This is a genomic window from Pseudomonas sp. JZ134 (assembly GCF_051027695.1).
Lineage (GTDB): Bacteria > Pseudomonadota > Gammaproteobacteria > Pseudomonadales > Pseudomonadaceae > Chryseomonas > Chryseomonas luteola.
In genome coordinates this window covers 682575-699534 of record NZ_CP069250.1, presented here as the reverse complement: position 1 = coordinate 699534, position 16960 = coordinate 682575, and the positions used below count along the sequence as shown (strand labels likewise).

Annotated in this window: 15 protein-coding genes and 1 pseudogene; 10 read left to right on the top strand and 6 right to left on the bottom strand. The window is 57.4% G+C overall.

Annotated features, from left to right (window positions below; all coding sequences use genetic code 11):
- Window positions 1-100: 100 nt before the first annotated feature.
- Both JQR86_RS03110 and JQR86_RS03105 read left to right on the top strand, forming a co-directional pair.
- On the top strand, window positions 101-2764 hold the full coding sequence (locus JQR86_RS03110) for a GAF domain-containing protein (protein ID WP_407362317.1): 2664 nt from the start codon (window positions 101-103) through the stop codon (window positions 2762-2764).
- A gap of 106 nt (window positions 2765-2870) precedes the next feature.
- On the top strand, window positions 2871-3632 hold the full coding sequence (locus JQR86_RS03105; protein WP_010795745.1) for a YkgJ family cysteine cluster protein: 762 nt from the start codon (window positions 2871-2873) through the stop codon (window positions 3630-3632).
- Between the two features lie 70 nt (window positions 3633-3702).
- Here JQR86_RS03105 and gltP read toward each other — a convergent pair whose 3' ends face one another.
- Together gltP and JQR86_RS03095 are read right to left on the bottom strand one after the other, a co-directional pair.
- The gene (gltP, locus tag JQR86_RS03100) at window positions 3703-5049 is read right to left on the bottom strand and encodes a glutamate/aspartate:proton symporter GltP (RefSeq protein ID WP_074822120.1); all 1347 of its coding nucleotides are present in this window, start codon (window positions 5047-5049) and stop codon (window positions 3703-3705) included.
- A 333-nt stretch (window positions 5050-5382) separates the two neighbouring features.
- On the bottom strand, window positions 5383-5760 hold the full coding sequence (locus tag JQR86_RS03095; protein WP_407362318.1) for a DUF6970 domain-containing protein: 378 nt from the start codon (window positions 5758-5760) through the stop codon (window positions 5383-5385).
- A gap of 122 nt (window positions 5761-5882) precedes the next feature.
- Between JQR86_RS03095 and JQR86_RS03090 the strand changes: the two genes are divergently transcribed.
- From JQR86_RS03090 to JQR86_RS03080, 3 genes are all read left to right on the top strand, one after another.
- On the top strand, window positions 5883-6086 hold the full coding sequence (locus JQR86_RS03090; RefSeq protein WP_010795748.1) for a hypothetical protein: 204 nt from the start codon (window positions 5883-5885) through the stop codon (window positions 6084-6086).
- Between the two features lie 357 nt (window positions 6087-6443).
- On the top strand, window positions 6444-7391 hold the full coding sequence (locus JQR86_RS03085; protein WP_434154316.1) for an extracellular solute-binding protein: 948 nt from the start codon (window positions 6444-6446) through the stop codon (window positions 7389-7391).
- Entirely contained in the window at window positions 7363-8148 is a 786-nt protein-coding gene (locus JQR86_RS03080; RefSeq protein WP_407362320.1) for a molybdate ABC transporter permease subunit, read from the top strand. Before JQR86_RS03085 ends, JQR86_RS03080 begins: the two co-directional genes overlap by 29 nt.
- Before the next feature lie 187 nt (window positions 8149-8335).
- On the opposite strand, the gene JQR86_RS03075 is transcribed toward JQR86_RS03080, so the two are convergent.
- Both JQR86_RS03075 and JQR86_RS03070 read right to left on the bottom strand, forming a co-directional pair.
- Window positions 8336-8791, bottom strand: coding sequence for a DUF2267 domain-containing protein (locus JQR86_RS03075; protein WP_010795753.1), 456 nt, complete (start codon window positions 8789-8791; stop codon window positions 8336-8338).
- Window position 8792: 1 nt separating this feature from the next.
- Window positions 8793-9254, bottom strand: coding sequence for a DUF2267 domain-containing protein (locus JQR86_RS03070; protein ID WP_074822112.1), 462 nt, complete (start codon window positions 9252-9254; stop codon window positions 8793-8795).
- A 217-nt stretch (window positions 9255-9471) separates the two neighbouring features.
- On the opposite strand from JQR86_RS03070, the gene JQR86_RS03065 reads away from it, so the two are divergent.
- A complete protein-coding gene (locus JQR86_RS03065) occupies window positions 9472-10830 on the top strand; it encodes an erythromycin esterase family protein (RefSeq protein WP_434154315.1) in 1359 nt (452 codons plus the stop codon).
- Window positions 10831-10882: 52 nt separating this feature from the next.
- Here JQR86_RS03065 and JQR86_RS03060 read toward each other — a convergent pair whose 3' ends face one another.
- Window positions 10883-11953, bottom strand: a complete 1071-nt coding sequence (locus JQR86_RS03060) for an SMP-30/gluconolactonase/LRE family protein (protein WP_434154314.1) — start codon at window positions 11951-11953, stop codon at window positions 10883-10885.
- Window positions 11954-12214: 261 nt separating this feature from the next.
- On the opposite strand from JQR86_RS03060, the pseudogene JQR86_RS03055 reads away from it, so the two are divergent.
- The 3 genes and pseudogenes from JQR86_RS03055 to JQR86_RS03045 form a co-directional block, all read left to right on the top strand.
- Window positions 12215-12991, top strand: a pseudogene (locus JQR86_RS03055) (MCP four helix bundle domain-containing protein); the annotation flags it as partial.
- 42 nt (window positions 12992-13033) lie between these two features.
- Window positions 13034-13897, top strand: coding sequence for a methyl-accepting chemotaxis protein (locus JQR86_RS03050; RefSeq protein WP_409438677.1), 864 nt, complete (start codon window positions 13034-13036; stop codon window positions 13895-13897).
- Window positions 13898-14246: 349 nt separating this feature from the next.
- Window positions 14247-14573: a thioredoxin family protein gene (locus JQR86_RS03045; protein ID WP_434154313.1), complete on the top strand. Its 327-nt coding sequence runs from the start codon at window positions 14247-14249 to the stop codon at window positions 14571-14573.
- Between the two features lie 41 nt (window positions 14574-14614).
- Here the strand turns inward: JQR86_RS03045 and JQR86_RS03040 are convergent, their stop codons facing one another.
- Window positions 14615-15658: a DUF748 domain-containing protein gene (locus JQR86_RS03040; RefSeq protein ID WP_434154312.1), complete on the bottom strand. Its 1044-nt coding sequence runs from the start codon at window positions 15656-15658 to the stop codon at window positions 14615-14617.
- Window positions 15659-15911: 253 nt separating this feature from the next.
- On the opposite strand from JQR86_RS03040, the gene JQR86_RS03035 reads away from it, so the two are divergent.
- Complete coding sequence (locus JQR86_RS03035) at window positions 15912-16847, top strand: NADP-dependent oxidoreductase (protein ID WP_434154311.1); 936 nt, start codon at window positions 15912-15914, stop codon at window positions 16845-16847.
- Window positions 16848-16960 lie beyond the last annotated feature (113 nt).

The following is a 16960-nucleotide window of genomic DNA, read 5'->3' as shown; positions in this document are numbered from 1 at the left end:
GAGCGAAGCCACGTCAAGCAGCCCAACATCCTCCTCATATACCCAAGGTCCCGCTAGCCGGCGGCTTTGTTTCTGCCTGCCCCGTTGTAGAGCCGTTTACATGTTGGATGTCGAACTCAATTCAATCATGCCGCAGGATGCGCTCACTCCAGACGTGGATCGCTTTGAAATTCTCAACCGGATTGGTGCCCGCCTGGCTGCCGAACTGGACCTGGACAAGCTGGTGCAGGAAGCGACCGATGCAGCCGTTGCGTTGATTCATGCGCAGTTCGGCGCGTTCTTCTACAACGTGCTGAACGAGCAGGGTGAAAGTTACATGCTGTATGCGCTATCGGGTGTACCGCGCGAAGCGTTTGCTGATTTTCCCATGCCGCGTAACACCGCCGTCTTTGCGCCAACCTTCAAGGGCGAGGGCATCGTACGCTCTGATGACATCACCCAGGACTCCCGTTACGGAAAAAGCGCCCCCCATGCTGGAATGCCTGAAGGGCATTTGCCAGTGCGCAGCTATCTGGCCGTCCCGGTGGTTTCACGCTCCGGCGAGGTACTGGGCGGCATGCTGTTTGGCCACGCCGAGCCCGGCATGTTTACCGAAGAGCACGAATACCTGCTGGATGGCATTGCCGGTCAGGCGGCCATTGCCATCGACAATGCCCGTCTCTTCCGCAAGGCCCAGAACGAGTTGGCCGAACGCAAGCGGGCCGAGCAATTGGCACATGAGCGCAGCAATCGCCTAGAGCTGCTGTCCGAGGCCATCGAGAAAGCACCTTCCGCCCACACGCTGGAGGAGCTGATCGAGATCGTGAGTCATGCAGCACGTCGGCTTTCCAATGCCGATGGGGTCGCGATTGTGCTGCGCGAAGGCGATCAGTGTTTCTACGCTGCCGAGATCACGCCTGAACCGCTGTGGAAGGGTCAACGGTTCGCCATTACCGACTGCATCTCCGGCTGGGCCATGACTCACCTGGAAACAGCAGTGATTCCCGATGTGCAGGATGATCCGAGGCTGATCAAACGCTTTTACACGCCTACCTTCATCAAGAGCCTCGTGATGGTGCCCCTGGTCAGCGATGGACGCGCTACCGCTGCCATCGGCGCGTACTGGGCCAGACTCCATACGCCTGAACCGGCCGAGATTGCTACGCTTGAAGCGCTGGCGCGCGCGGCCGGGGCCGTACTCAAGCGCCTGGAGGCGGAGCAGGCACTGCGCAAGCTGAACGAGACGCTGGAAGCGCAGGTAGCCGAACGCACCGCCGACCGGGACCGGATGTGGCGACTGTCAACAGACGTCATGCTGGTGGCCCGCTTCGATGGCACCATTACGGCGGCCAACCCGGCCTGGAAAACACTGTTTGGCTGGAACGAAAAGGAGCTGATTGGCCGCTCCTACTTCGACTTTACCCATCCTGATGACAGGCAGCGCACCCTGGCCGAGACAGAAAGTCTCGCCAAGGGAATCACCACCATGCGCTTCGAAAACCAATATCTGCGCAAGGATGGCAGCTACGGCTGGCTGTCTTGGATTGCCGTTCCGGATGGCACGCTCATCCATGCCGTAGGCCGAGAAATCACCGCGGAAAAGGAGCAGGCCGAAGCGCTGCGAATGGCCGAAGAAGCCTTGCGTCAGTCGCAGAAGATGGAAGCGCTGGGACAACTGACGGGTGGCATCGCCCATGATTTCAACAACCTGCTGACCGGCATCATCGGCTCGCTCGATATCATGCAGACCCGCCTGGCCCAAGGCCGTGTCGAGGCCATCGAGCGTTACGCCAAGGCCGCGATGACCTCTGCCAACCGGGCAGCCGCGCTGACTCATCGCCTGCTGGCCTTTGCCCGCCGACAGCCGCTGGACCCCAAGCCGGTCAATGTGAACAAGCTGGTCGTCTCGATGGAAGACCTCCTGCATCGCACCCTGGGCGAGAGCATTCAGATGGAGATGGTCACTGCGGGCGGGTTGTGGATCACCCTATGCGATGCCAACCAGCTGGAAAGCGCCATCCTCAATCTGGCGATCAATGCGCGCGATGCCATGCCCAACGGCGGCCGTCTCGTGATCGAAACCTGCAATGCCCATCTGGATCAGGCCTATACGTCACGGCAACGCAATATAAAGCCTGGACAGTATGTGTGCATCTCCGTAACCGATACCGGCGTCGGCATGCCCAGGGAAGTCATCGAGCGGGCATTTGATCCCTTCTTCACGACCAAGCCCATCGGACAAGGTACAGGGCTTGGCCTGTCGATGATCTATGGCTTTATTCGCCAGTCCGAGGGCCATGCCACTATCTATTCTGAAGTAGGCATTGGTACAACGGTAAAACTGTATCTACCGCGCTTTCAGGGCTCGCACGAAGAGGATCGCGAAGAAACAGGCCTGACCGATGCCTACCGCACCGAGCACGGTGAGACGGTGCTGATTGTCGAGGACGAGCCCATTGTTCGCGAGCTGATCGTCGAGGTCCTCAAGGACTTGGGTTATAAGGCCTTGCAAGCCCATGACGGACCGTCCGGGCTCAAGATCATTCAGTCATCCCAGCCTATCGATCTGCTCATCACCGACATTGGCTTGCCCGGCCTCAACGGTCGCCAGCTGGCTGATGCCGCCCGCGAGCTACGCAGCGACCTGAAGGTTCTGTTCATTACCGGCTATGCTGAAAACGCGACGCTGGCGAGCGGCTTTCTGGAGCCCGGTATGGAAATGGTCACCAAACCCTTTGCTGTGGAAAAGCTGGCCATCCGTATCCGCGAGATGATCGAGCACTAACAGGTTCGCCAGCCCTTGCAAGGCTGGCGCGCTAATTGCTCGGAAGAGGTTTTCCTGGCGGCGGTGCCTGTTTTCCGCCGCTCGTTCAACCAGTTCTGGGTCCGACATGAATACTCGATTCGCCTGTAACGGCTGCGGCAAGTGCTGCAACGATCATCACGTCCCTTTGACGCTTCAGGAAGCCAAGGCCTGGGCAACCGATGGCGGCCAATTGATCATTCTGGTCGAAGGCTTTCTGGACAATGGCTACGGAGTGCCCGTCAACCAGCGTGAGCATGTACAGCGCCGTTCGCTACCGGTTCGTTGCGGCAATACACAGGCCTACGTCTCTATCACCTTCGCCGCGTATAACGTTGGCCCGTGCCGCAACCTGGACGACAGTAATCGCTGTTCGATCTATGAGCGTCGCCCCCTGGTCTGCCGGATCTACCCAATGGAAATCAATCCGCATATTCCGCTGCGCCCGGATTTGAAGGACTGCGCGCCTGAAACCTGGCAGTCCGGCCCTGAGCTGATTCATGGGGGGCGCCTCATGGATACAGAGCTGGCAGCTCTGATCGAGCGCTCCCGGCAGGCGGACCGCGAAGAAGTAGGCGCAAAGGCGGAAATCTGCCGTTTGCTGGGCATTCGTACCATGGCGCTCAAGGGGGATGGCTATACCGTCTTCCTGCCAGACCTGGGTGCCTTCCTGAATGCAGTGGATCAGGTAGAGGCCAGCCCTGAACAACCCTGGCCGCCGCTTGAAGAGGAAGAGTGGTCAATGCGGGTTTCGAGCGATGACCTTGCCAGCCAGCTCGAAGAAACCGGTGCCATGATCGCTTCGGCCCTGGAAAACATCGGATTCATCTCGCTCAGCAAGGTATCCTGACAGACGAAAAACGGGCCGATCACCAATCTGCACCCAAAAAAGAAGCCGCTTTTCAGCGGCTTCTCTTCGATCAGGATTGTGCAATATCCGACTTGGTCATGTTGCCGTATGCCTGCGTCTTATCATGACGCCAATGCGGCAGGGAGTTCCAGTAACGCTCGCCTTTTTCAGCGTCGTACAAACCTTCCCAACGGGCAATAACCAGAACCGCCAGGGCATTACCGATTACGTTCAGGGCCGTACGCGCCATGTCCATGATGCGGTCCACACCGGCAATGAATGCCAGACCTTCCAATGGAATACCCACGCTGCCCAGGGTAGCCAGCAGCACCACGAAGGACACACCCGGTACACCGGCGATGCCCTTGGAGGTCACCATCAGGGTCAGGACCAGCAGAAGCTGCTGACCAAGACTCAAATCGATGCCATAAAGCTGGGCGATGAAAATGGCGGCAATGCTCTGATACAGCGTCGAGCCGTCCAGATTGAAGGAATACCCTGTCGGAACCACAAAGCTGCTGATCGACTTGGGCGCACCATAGGCTTCCATTTTTTCGATGATACGCGGCAGTACGGTTTCGGAACTGGCCGTGGAATACGCCAGGATCAGCTCGTCCTTGAAGATGCGGATCAGCTTCATCACCGAGAAGCCGAACAGCCTGGCCACCAGTCCTAGCACCACCAGAGCAAAGAACAGGATGGCGACATAAACCAGGATCACCAGCTTGGCCAGCGGCAGCAGCGAGGAGAAACCAAAGTTGGCCACGGTTACCGAAATCAGCGCGAACACACCGATGGGCGCGTAGCGCATGATCATGTGGGTAACCTTGAACATGGCTTCGGAAATGCCCTGGAACACACGAACCACGGGTTCACGCGTACTGTCAGGCAGCGCGCCCAGGCCCAGTCCGAACATCACCGAGAAAAAGATGATGGGCAGCATCTCGCCACGGGCCACCGCAGCAAAGATATTGGAAGGGATCAGGTTGAGGATGGTCGCCACGAGCGCATGGTCGTGCTGAACCTCCTGCGTGGTCTTCTGGTACTGGGAGATATCCACCGTACCCAGGGTAGACATGTCGATCCCTGAGCCAGGCTGGAAGAAGTTGGCCAGCATCAGTCCCACCACAATGGCAATCGTGGTGACAATCTCAAAATACACGATGGTCTTGAGGCCGATGCGCCCCAGCTTTTTCGAGTCCCCTACCCCGGCGATGCCTACGATGAGGGTGGAGATCACGATGGGTATGACAATCATCTTGATCAGGCGAATGAAGATATCGCCGCCTGGCTTGAGAACATTGTCGATCCACCAGGCTTTTTCGCCGCTGAAGTGGTTGAGAAGCGCTCCGACTGCAATTCCCAGGGCAAGACCGATGAGAATCTGCCAGGCAAGACTAAGCTTGGGCTTGGACATGAATGTATATCCCCGTTGTTCTAGTTTTGGCGTTGTAATGGAAGGCGCCAGAAAAAGAGAATTGGCGCAAAAAGGCGGCCATCATTGGCTGACGAGACACTACCGTCTAATGCCGCTCCTATCTGCCCTATACCGATTCGGCATGGGCGTGCCTCTTGATTTCCTTTAAAAACAAAGAGTTGGCTAGTCTACCACAGGCCAAAACAAACACAGCCGTCTAGAATATTTCTGAGGAATAGATCAGCTAAACGGTATTTCAAGGCCGTAGCCGCCAGGATCCGTACGCGGGCAATCACTTTTGCCGATGCTCAGGCTCAAGAGTAAAACAGCACCCTAGTTCTTGGCAGGCGTACGGCTGGCCTTGGAGGAACGTTCGTCCTGCCAGATAGGCTCCATGCGCTGGCGATCCAGACTGAACGCAGGGCAGCGCCTATCACCACCGGCGATGCCACCGCTGGGATAACACCATAACGTACCGTCAGCCCGGTAGAGTTCACTGGGTATGTCACAGCAGGCTGGAGAAACGTAATAAGCGGTCTCTCCCTCAAACGTCGTCCTGAAAATACGTCTGGGCGGATTGGCCTCAGGCAGCGCCTGTAGCGATTTGATCCTGGCCTTTAACCAGTCCGGGGTATCTGCGGACTCCGTTGGGGTAGACACTTTCGAGCATCCTGCCACTGTCACCAACAGTAGTATCCATGCGATTCTCATGCAGCATTCCCTCTATTCGTCGTTACGTCATTAAAGCAGATGGACGAAAGTGCCGGAGGATCGCTCAGGAACTCGCCTTCGGGTGCAGGCTCGAAATAACGCACCCATCCGAGGACAACATCATGCACAAGACTCTTGCCTCTGCCGTCTTGCTGGCCAGTGCACTTGGCTTGGCCGCCTGTGAAAAGACTTCCGAAGACAACAAGACTGGCAGTCAGCCTACCAACGAGCAGGCGCAAGGCGCCGTGTCCAGCCCTGCCAGCGAGCAGGGCGTCAAGCAGGAACTGGCACCCGCTGCCAGAGCCTCTGACGAGAAGAAGCCCTAACGGTCGACTTACAGGCGTCTTACTCACGCAATAGCAAAAGGCTTACATCGCATGCCTGTAGTCAGCGCTATTGCCCGCGCCTTATCCTGCGTAATCTACACACATCGGACTGCAGCGCAGGAAGCGCTCAGGGAGATCAAGGACGAATGACCACGCCAGGATGGCAGCTTGCCAGGGATGTCGAGTATGGTCAGCAAAACCCGCTTCGGCGGGTTTTTTTATTGCCTGCAAAAAGGTGCTCTTCCAACCGCTTTCGAACAGGTGGTCTCAAGCACGTTCAGCGCTAGCGCCGTCACGTTCATTGACAGCGCGTTGAAAATCCATATCGTTATATAGCTAACTATATAGCGATTATGCATGATGAACCTCACTCTGAAAGCTCTTATTCCTTCACGCCTGCTGGGCGTTACACTTGTGTCGCTCCTCTTCTCGACCTCCCCCGCCCATGCGGCTGATGATTTTCGTGTGACCTATGCAGGGTCGATGGGCGTGGTGATGGACAAGTCGCTTGGCCCGGCTTTCGCGCAACGTGAACAGGTCAATTACCAGGGACAAGGCCAGGGCGCCTATGGCATGGCCAACTTGTTGGCGTCCAGGAAAGTGGTAGCGGACGTTTTTGTATCCATCACGCCTGGGCCGATTGCCGTTCTGCAAAAGGCTGGGCTGGTCGATACCGCCGAACCGGTCGCCAGTACCAGCATGGTGATCGCCTACAACCCGAAGGGAAAATATGCCGAGGCATTTCGCGCCGCCAGTGAAAATCCGACGCAGGCGACTCCTTGGTGGAAAGTCCTGCAGACACCATCACTGCGCTTTGGCCGCACTGATCCGGTAACCGACCCACAGGGACAAAACATTATCTTCACACTGATGCTGGCCAGCCGGTATTACCATCAGCCTGATCTGGCTGAAAAGGTACTGGGCGACACGCGAAATCCGCAGCAGGTATTTGCCGAAGGTGGGCTGCTGACGCGGCTGGAAGCCGGTCAGGTCGACGCAGCCTCCGGCTATGAAAGTGCTACGCGCTCAGCCGGTTTGCCCTATATCAAGTTGCCGGACGAGATCAATCTGAGCAATCCGGCCATGGAGGCAGACTGGTACAACCAAGCCAGCTTCGAGATTACCGACCCGCAAGGCAAGCGCAAGACACTCCATACCCAGCCGCTGGTGTTCTATGCCGCCGTGTTAAAAAACGCACCTCATCCTGAACAGGCTCAACAATTCATTGCGTTCATGAAGAGTCCGGAAGGCCAGGCGCTGTTCGAGAAAAACGGTTATGACCGCCCGAAAGGTGGGTCGATCTGAGTTGAACGCGCTCTGGTTGGGGATACCGGCGGTCCTTCTGTTGATCATCCCTTTCATGACACTGGTACTGGTCACCCCCTGGTCAGGCTTTCACCTTGCCTATGGCGATGGCCAGGCAGTGGCCGTGTCACTGGGTATGAGCGCTATCTCATTGCCGGTAATCATTCTGCTTGGCCTGCCTCTGGCCGTATGGCTGGCCAGGACTCGATCCGTGTGGCGAGGCGCAGTGGAAGTGGCTGTTCTCGTGCCGCTGCTGGCGCCGCCCCTGGCGCTGGGTATCCTGTTGGTATCTGCCTACGGAGCCTATGGTTCGCTGGGGGAAGTGCTCTCTGCCATTGGCCTTGAACTCAATAACAACGCAGCCGCCTTTGTCCTGGCACAAATTTACGGCGGACTCCCCTACTTTGTACTGTCGGCTCGCTCGGCATTTGAGCAGGTGCCGGTCGAGACCGAAGAAGCCGGTAGAACGCTGGGGGCCTGTACCTGGCAGATCTTTCTGCGGCTCACCCTACCCCAGGCAGCCCGCGGACTGGCCGCTGCACTGGCCATTACTTGGGTAAGGGTGATAGGCGAGTTTGGTATCGTGCTGGTATTTAGCTATTTCCCGCAGGGGATTCCAGTCAAGCTGTTCATCAACCTGCAAAACGAAGGCGTCGACTCGGTTTACACCCTGCTGTGGGTTCTGCTGATCACTACCCTTCCCCTCCCACTGTGGTGCGTGATGTGGGCGGGCCGCAGAGGAGCCGCGAGCCACTAGTACAGCGTTCTGCCTGTTGTCCTGAGCGCAATGGTCCGCGCCTTTTAACGGGCAAAAAAAAGCCCCAACAGGTGGGGCAGAAAAAGAAGTCAGGCAGCGAAGGAGGGTGGAAAGCTGCCTGCCTGATCACTGTATCGACGCGGTTTTCCAGAACTTGAGCCGCATTGGGTCAATTACCTGAAAAAACTCAAACCGCTCCGTGTCCTGGATAGGGCAAGGGCTCGTTGCTCCATAAACTGCGCAGGTCGAATGGCAGGCGTCCGGCAAACTCGGCCACGACTTCAGCCGGTATCCTCTTGCACATCACTTCAAGGGACGCCTTGACGCCGCGCTCGACCGAAATGTCGAGGTTGCGAAAAACGGTTTCCTCAATGCGGCCCAAAAACTCGCTACGGCTTGTAGCCGGACTAGGTGCTGCCGGGCGCCAGTTCTCGAACATAGCCCCCTTCAATGGAATGGGTAGACACTTGGCCAGACGCGCGACCTGATCAGGATCGAGCTGCCGACGGACCGCTTGCAGCGTGCATTGCAAAGAGGTCATGGCAAGACGCCGGTTTCGAGTTCCCATGCGCTCATCGACGTCCGCGATCCACTGCAAGGCCTGCTTTACGGACTGGTCCAGCTCTTCAACATTGATGTGCATCTTACGCTTCCCCTTCCCGAGTGCCGGGCACACCGGTGTCTTCCGGCCAAAGGCTACGCAGCGGCATGGGGAACAGGCTGGCGACCTTGGCGACTTCGTTGGGGTCTATACGCTCATACAGGACACGTAGCACCGACTTGGCCGCCCTGTGCGGATCCAGATCGATTGAGGGCGATACAAGGCTGCTGATCTTTTTCAGGAAGGCGTCCTGGGTTTCTTCCTGGGTAGGTGTGCCCGCCGGATGGAAGTTCTCATAAAAAATGCCGCGAATCATGAGGGGCAACTGGGCAGCCAGGTGAGCCGCGTTATCGATTCCGATACGGTCTCGTACCGAAAGCAGTACGGCGCGCAAGGCATGATAAGCCGTCTGTCGATCAGGAGCGCCCAGATGCGTGGCAATATCGTCAAGCCACAGGTTCGTTTGCTGAATGGTTCGGTCCAACACCTCGACATTGGATGACATAGAGGTCCTCCTCGTGATTGCAGGATGAATTCGGTTGACCGTGCGTCTGTAACAATGTCGCAACGAAGCGGAGCCCCTGCCGATGACTGGTTTGGACACCAGTGCGTTGGTCGCATGGCTGGAACATCCCCCTGCCGAGCCCTGTCTCTGATATAGGCATGACCGCACCCTACCGCCCATGGATAAAGGGCCTCACTGCATTCGCGAGGTAACAACCATGAGCGCACCGGCCAGAGAACGACTGCAACGCTTCCTGCGTCGATCATCCACCTCGGATCAACACACGATCGACATGCTCAGGCGCTATGCAGAACCGCTTCCGGACCTGGAAAGCCCTGATTTTGGCCCTCTCTTCGATCGCTACGCCGATGCACGGGTAGTGTTGATCGGCGAAGCCAGTCACGGCACATCTGATTTCTATCAGACCCGCGCCGCCATCACCCGCCACCTGATCGAGCACCATGGGTTTTCGATCGTGGCCGTCGAGGCGGACTGGCCGGACGCCGGCTACATAGATCGCTACGTGCGCGGGCGAACAGACGATGACTGGAAGGCAACGGGCTTCAAGCGCTTCCCCACCTGGATGTGGCGTAATACGGACGTAGAAGCCTTTACACAATGGCTACGCGGCTATAACGAGCAACGAGCCCCTGAGGACCGGGTAGAGTTTCGGGGTCTGGATGTCTACAGCCTGCGCAACTCCATCGCCGAGGTGCTGGATTACCTGGGCAAGACCGACCCGGAACTAGCGAAGCAGGCGCGGGAGCGCTATAGCTGTCTTTCCCGTTGGCAGGACGAGCCGGCTATCTATGGTCATCTGGTAGAGCGCGCCGGAAAGGACTCCTGCGAAGACGCAGTCGTCAACCAGCTGCACAGCCTGCTCTCCACCCGGCTTGAAGAGCTTGCGCAGGATGAAGAAGACTTGTTCAACGCCAAGCAGAACGCTCGAGTGGTCCGGGTGGCTGAGCAATACTATCGGGCGATGTACCGCGGTTCGGTCGCCTCCTGGAACCTACGTGATCGACATATGTTCGATACCCTGCAAACCCTTCTGGAGCACCGTGGCCCGGAGGCAAAGGCCATTGTCTGGGCACACAACTCCCATGTGGGCAATGCCGATGCGACTGCCATGGGCTGGCGCGGTGAATTCAATATTGGTCAGCTGTGCCGCAGCGCCTACGAGCGGGAGGCCGTCCTGATTGGTATGGGCACTGACCGGGGAACCGTCGCGGCAGCAGACGACTGGGATGGCGAGATGTATATCAAGCAGGTTCGTCCTTCCCGTCACGACAGCTGGGAACATCGCTTCCTGAAGGCGGGTGTACCGGTGTCTCTTACTGATTGGCGGGACTTCCGGCGAGAGGATCTGCGTGAGGCCTTGGGTGAGCTAAATCTCAACCGCGCCATCGGCGTCATCTACCGGCCTGAAACCGAGCGCATGAGCCACTACTTCGAAACGGTACTGGCCGATCAGTTCGATGCCTTCGTCTGGATTGAGGAAACCCAGGCCGTTACGCCGTTGGGCGACTCGGAAGCGGCAGGCTCGGCAGACGAGACCTACCCGTTCGGCCTGTAACGTTTTCTGGCCAGGCGCGACGGCATTCTGCGCTTGGCCAACCTCATGCCGCTCAACTGCGACGGGCAGCTGTTGCATTCACATAGGTAGCATAGAGTGACTGCCCACCCGTAATGAACAGGCGGTTGCCCTTAGGCCCACCAAATTCCACATTGGACACTGTTTCCGGCAGATGTAGGGTAGCCAGTGGCTGACCTTCAGGCGAAAAGACGCGAACACTGTTGTTAGCCGTATCTCCAGCCCAGCTGCACCAGAGATTGCCATCGCTATCGCAGCGGAATCCATCGATTACACCGTTCTTTGCATCGATCAGGACACGCCCCCCATCAAGCTTGCCGCCCTCGCCCACGTTAAACGCCCGCAGGTGGCAGGGCTTGCCCGGATCACCGCCGCCAGCCGTATCGCTGACATACAACTGCTTGCCATCGGGCGAGAACGCGATACCGTTAGGACGCTGGAAATCTCCCACGGCCACCTGGGCCTCGCCACTTTGTGGATCGATGCGATAGACATTGGTCGGCAGCTCAAAGTCTGCCTTATGGCCTTCGTATGCCCCCAGGATTCCATAGCCCGGATCGGTAAACCAGACGGCGCCATCAGCCGCAACGACCACATCGTTCGGCGCGTTGAGCTTTTTACCCTGGAACGTGTCCAGCAGCACCGTGATTGTGCCGTCATGCTCCAAGCGAGTTACCCGACGACTGTCGTGCTCACAGCTGATCAGCCGTCCTTCTCGGTCACGCGTATGGCCATTGGCATTATTGGACTGGGCGCTATACACCGTGACGCGACCGTCATCCTCATTCCAGCGCAGGATTCGCCCGGTAGGAATGTCACTGAAGAGAAGACAGCGCCAATCCGCCATCCATACGGGGCCTTCCGTCCAGCGACCGCCACTCCAGAGGCGTTCTACCATCGCATTGCCCAGCCGCCCGGTAAATGCCTTGTCATGAATCTCCCAGGCAGGATCAGGCATGACGGTAGCCGGTGTCCCGTTCCAGTCACGGGTGAGGCCAAACGGATCGCCGGAGGGGGTATTGGTAGCTGCCAGCGCACTGCCAGCCGCCAGCGCTGCGGCCGAGGTGAGTGAAACAGTAAGAAATTCGCGACGCGCGAAAGCCATTCTGCATTCCTTATTGTGATTGTTAGAGGAAGTCGTCAAACGCCCACCCTAGAGAGGACGAAGCAAATAGTCTGACTAAAGAACTGTAGAACAGAGCGATATAAATGCCATCCTTTCAACAGCATTTCGCCAACCATCCCTCATTACAACTCAAGTTTCCCGCCTTCCAGTCGATGTATGACGAAGGGTGAGTAATGGGCGTAACTCAGCTAAACGATGCCCTACGCCCACTAAATACGTTTGATTACTCATGCTAGAGCGATGGTGTTCAGACCTCGCTCACCTTTATTTCAGGGACACACCATGGCCTGGTTTGCCAATGCAAGACTTGCAACAAAGTTGCTAATTGCCTTTCTTTTATGCGCACTGATCACCTTGGCGGTCGGCCTGTTGGGCAAACAGAGCATCGACTCGCTCTCCGATGATCTGGACAACGCGATCCACAACGATCTGGCCTCGGTACTGGCGGTCAATACGCTCTTCCGAAACGTCATTGCCCATAACCGCGATCTCTACAAAGTGCTGGCACTCAAGGCCACGAATGCGGAGCCCGCCGAAGTTCAAATAGCCCTGGACTCGCTGAAAGAGAACGGCGGGACGGTTGATAAAGCATTCGTGGATTATCGAGCGACCCCTCTGGATGGCGAGGAAAAGGCCGAAGGCGACAAATTTGCCAACGATTGGCCCGCCTATACTGCCAGCGTGGACAAAGTCATCTCGGCACTGAGTCGGGGGGAGCTTGAGACCGCTGTGAAGATAACCAACAGCGAGACCTATCCGGCTTATCGCAAGGCTGTTGGCGAGCTGAAGAACATTCTGGCCATCAACATCAAGCAGAGCGAAGAAAGTGCCGCCGATGCGATGCATACGCAGAAAAGCGCCAACCTGACGCTGCTCACGGGCATTATCATCGCCTTCTTCCTGGCCATTGGTCTGGGTCTTCTGATCACTCGCATGATTACTCGTCCGCTGCACTCGGCGGTGGATAGCGCCAAGCGCATTGCCCAAGGAGATCTGACCCAGCATATTCAGGCTCATACCCAGGATGAGACCGGCCAGCTACTGGTGGCACTGTCCAATATGCAGGGCAGCCTCAAGGACACCCTGCAGGAAATTGCCCATGCCTCCCATCAGCTGGCATCGGCAGCCGAAGAGCTCAGTGCGGTAACCGAGGAAAGTACCCAGGGACTGACTCGCCAGAATGACGAGATCCAGCAGGCCGCCACGGCAGTCAATGAGATGACCGCTGCGGTGGAAGAAGTGGCACGTAACGCTGTTTCGACGTCCGAAGTTTCCCAGGCGACCAGCCAGGACGCCATGACCGGCCGCCATCAGGTGCAGGAAGCCGTAACGGCCATCAATGTCATGACATCGGAAATCACCGCCTCCACTGACAAGGTTGGCACATTGGCTGGTCAGGTGCGCGATATCGCCAAGGTGCTGGACGTAATCCGCGCCATCGCCGAGCAGACCAACCTATTGGCGCTGAACGCCGCGATCGAGGCGGCCCGTGCCGGTGAGCAGGGTCGTGGTTTCGCCGTGGTAGCCGATGAAGTGCGTGCGCTGGCCCATCGCACACAGGCCTCCACCGGAGAGATTGAAAGCATGATCAGTACGGTACGCGCCGGGGCAGATCAGGCAGTAGAAGCCATGGTGAAGAGCCAGTCGCTGGCCACTAACACCCAAAGCCTGGCGATTGCTGCCGGCGATGCGCTGACCCGGATCACCGAAGGTGTATCGCAGATCAACGAGCGCAACCTGGTAATTGCCAGTGCGTCCGAAGAGCAGGCCCAGGTCGCCCGGGAGGTCGACCGTAATCTGGTCAACATCCAGGACCTGTCGGCCCAGACTGCCGCAGGGGCTAACCAGACCAGCGCCTCAAGCCAGGAACTGTCCCGCTTGGCGACCTCATTCAACACCATGGTGGCACGCTTCAAGCTGTAACGCGGTAATACTGGAAAGCCCGCTCCGGCGGGCTTTTTCATGCGCGGCACTTTTTAGCAGGCAAACAAAAACCCCGCCTAAGCGGGGTTTTCTGACCGGACTCAATGTCCTTATCGAGTTTGCCATCCTGGCTCGGTCATCATCCTTGACCTTCGTATGAGCGCGTCCTGCGCTGCTGTCCGATGTGTGTAGATTACGCACAAGCCCGGCAGCGTCATAGCGCCAACCGTGGTAATGCCGTGTAAGCCTTTTGCTATATCGCTGTAGGACATGGCAACGGCTTTCGAGATATTCCCTGGCGATCGGTGGTCTGCTGTAAGGTATCCCTTGACATTTCAGGAGTCCCTTTATGGCTATGAACACCACCTATGCTGCGCAGGAGCCCAGCCGCAATGAGGTCGATGCGCTCGAAGGTGCCACACTCATCGAGTTCGGCGCGCCCTGGTGCGGCTTCTGTCGGGCCGCACAACCTTTGATTGAGCAAGCCTTCCAGGATCACCCAGCTATTCGTCATCTCAAGATCGAGGATGGCAGCGGCCGGCGACTAGGCCGCTCCTTCAAGGTCAAGCTCTGGCCTACGCTGATCTTCTTTCGAAACGGCCAGGAAGTCTCTCGTCTGGTGCGTCCTGCCAATACCGACGATATCCGGCAGGGCCTGGCGGGCATTAATCAGTGACTGGCAAGCAAGGCGAAAGCACCCTTCGCCTTGCCGCCCGGCTAATGAGCCCCTGGCACCACCGAGTCGATAAACTGCTGCCGGAAGGATGCCTTGGGATCGAGCCGAAGCTCATTCGCATTGATGACGCCTGCCAGCCGCAGCGTAACGCCGTCGTCCAGATCCTGTGGGTCATCCTGATCAGTCAGTTTGGCCGCCACACTGGCGATGCCTTCCTTTAGAGTGCCCAATACGCCCTTTTCCTTTACGTCCTTTTCCAGCGAAACCATTTTGAGGTTTTCGTACCGGGGCTTCGTATAGGCCGTGAAGTTACCCTGTTGCGCCGAGACGTGTGTTCGTGAAGACAGCGTGCCCTGCTCGACATCGATATTGGCATAAGCCCGGAAAAAATCATTCAGCCGGCTGAGCGGCAAATCATCGATTGCACTATCCATCTCAAACGTCGGGTTGGGCGACAGACCATCCAGACGCAGGCGGGTCGTCATGCTGCCGGCCCCCATGGGATTACCCGTCATTTCTGATTCTGCCCAGAGCGGATCATCGACATTGTCTGCATTGGCTAGATTACGAGTAACCGACTCTATGTTACTGATGTAAAGCGTCACGGGGCGTTCTGGACGCTTGTCGATCAATTGAATTATTCCATCATGGATTTCCGACTGGTTAGGCGGTAGCGGCGATAAGGCATCGACCTGTTGCAACCAGCTCGAATCGATTCCAGTCTGACTATGACTTTCGCTGTCTGCCAGTACAAAGGTCAGCACCGGGCGATACATGTGCATCAGTCCCACAGGTTTTGCATCGACAAACTTTCCCCATTGGGTCCAGTTATCGATGCGCTCAGCCTCGAAGAACGGCTCCGGCACTGCACCGTTGGCCTTTTCGATCCGAACGTTCTTGAGCGTGTAGCCCCCTTTCAACAGGCTGACGTCCACGTCTTCGATGGTGGCTCGATACCCCGGTATTTCGTTGAGCGTCTGCTCTACGTAGCGGTGGATACCATAAGGTGCTGCCAGTCGCGCCAGGACAAGCACGGCGACTACAATAAGCAGCACAGGAAGCGTTTTATCAGACGTACGTTTCATGAAACCTCTAGCAGACAGTCATCATGCGGTAAGCACTAGACCCGCAGGAGTCGCCTGAAATTTGTCTGGCCAGACGACCGGCATGGCTTGAAAACGGGAAAACGCCTTGATTCAACGTGTTTTATGACAAGCGAGACGCTAACTACTTCGCACCTGAAGCAGGTCAATGCAACTCTTGCATTGAAAAGAACCTAACAACATCACCTATACAGACGGCCACGGCGGCCGCTCTCCCTACTTCATGGAGAATTCGATGAAAGCTGTTCAGATTCACTCCTATGGCGATGCCAGTGTCCTTACCTATACCGACGTGGAAAAGCCGACCCTGAACCCCGACGATGTATTGATTCGTGTGGTGGCTTCCTCGGTCAACCCCGTCGACTGGAAAATCCGCCAGGGTTATCTGAAGGACATGCTGCCCTACGACCTGCCTGTGACCCTGGGCTGGGACGTTTCCGGCATCGTTGAAGAAGTCGGTGCGAGCGTTACTCGCTTCAAGAAAGGCGATGCGGTCTATTCCCGCCCGGACATCAAGCGCAATGGCACCTACGCCGAATACATTGCGGTGCGCGAAAGCGAAGTGGCCTGCAAACCCAAGACGCTGTCCCATGCCGATTCCGCCTCCCTGCCCCTGGCCGGTATCACGGCCTGGGAAGCTATCGTGCATGTGGGCCAGACCCAGCCGGGTCAGAAGGTGCTGATTCATGCGGCCTCAGGCGGCGTCGGCACACTGGCTGTACAGCTGGCTAAATGGCGCGGCGCTCAGGTGATTGCCACCTGCTCCGAAAAGAACCGCAAGCTTGTCGAATCCCTGGGTGCTGATCAGGTCATCGACTACAAGAGCCAGAATTTCCAGGAAATCGTAAAAGACGCCGATCTGGTCTTCGATACTCTAGGCGGCGAGGTGCAGGAAGCGTCCTTCAGCGTACTCAAGCCTGGGGGTATTCTGGTCTCCATCGTTGCACCGCCGTCGGAAGAAAAGGCCACGGCCCACAATGTCCGCAGTGCATTTATCTTCATCGAGCCCAATGCCGAGATCCTGCAGGAGCTGGCACGTCTGGCAGACAGCGGTCATCTGCGTCCGGTCGTGTCGGCCGAGTTCGCGCTGAAAGACATTGCCAAGGCCCATGAGGCAAGCGAGTCCGGCCGTACAGTAGGCAAGATCGTCATCCACGTCGGACAGCCCTGATCCAACTGCTGGACGCAGTCCACGCTGCGTCCAGTCCTTTCATGGTAGTTTCATACCGTTCCCTCCCCGACCCGTCTATTCTTTCCCCTCAGCATTGCTGAAACAGCTCGAGC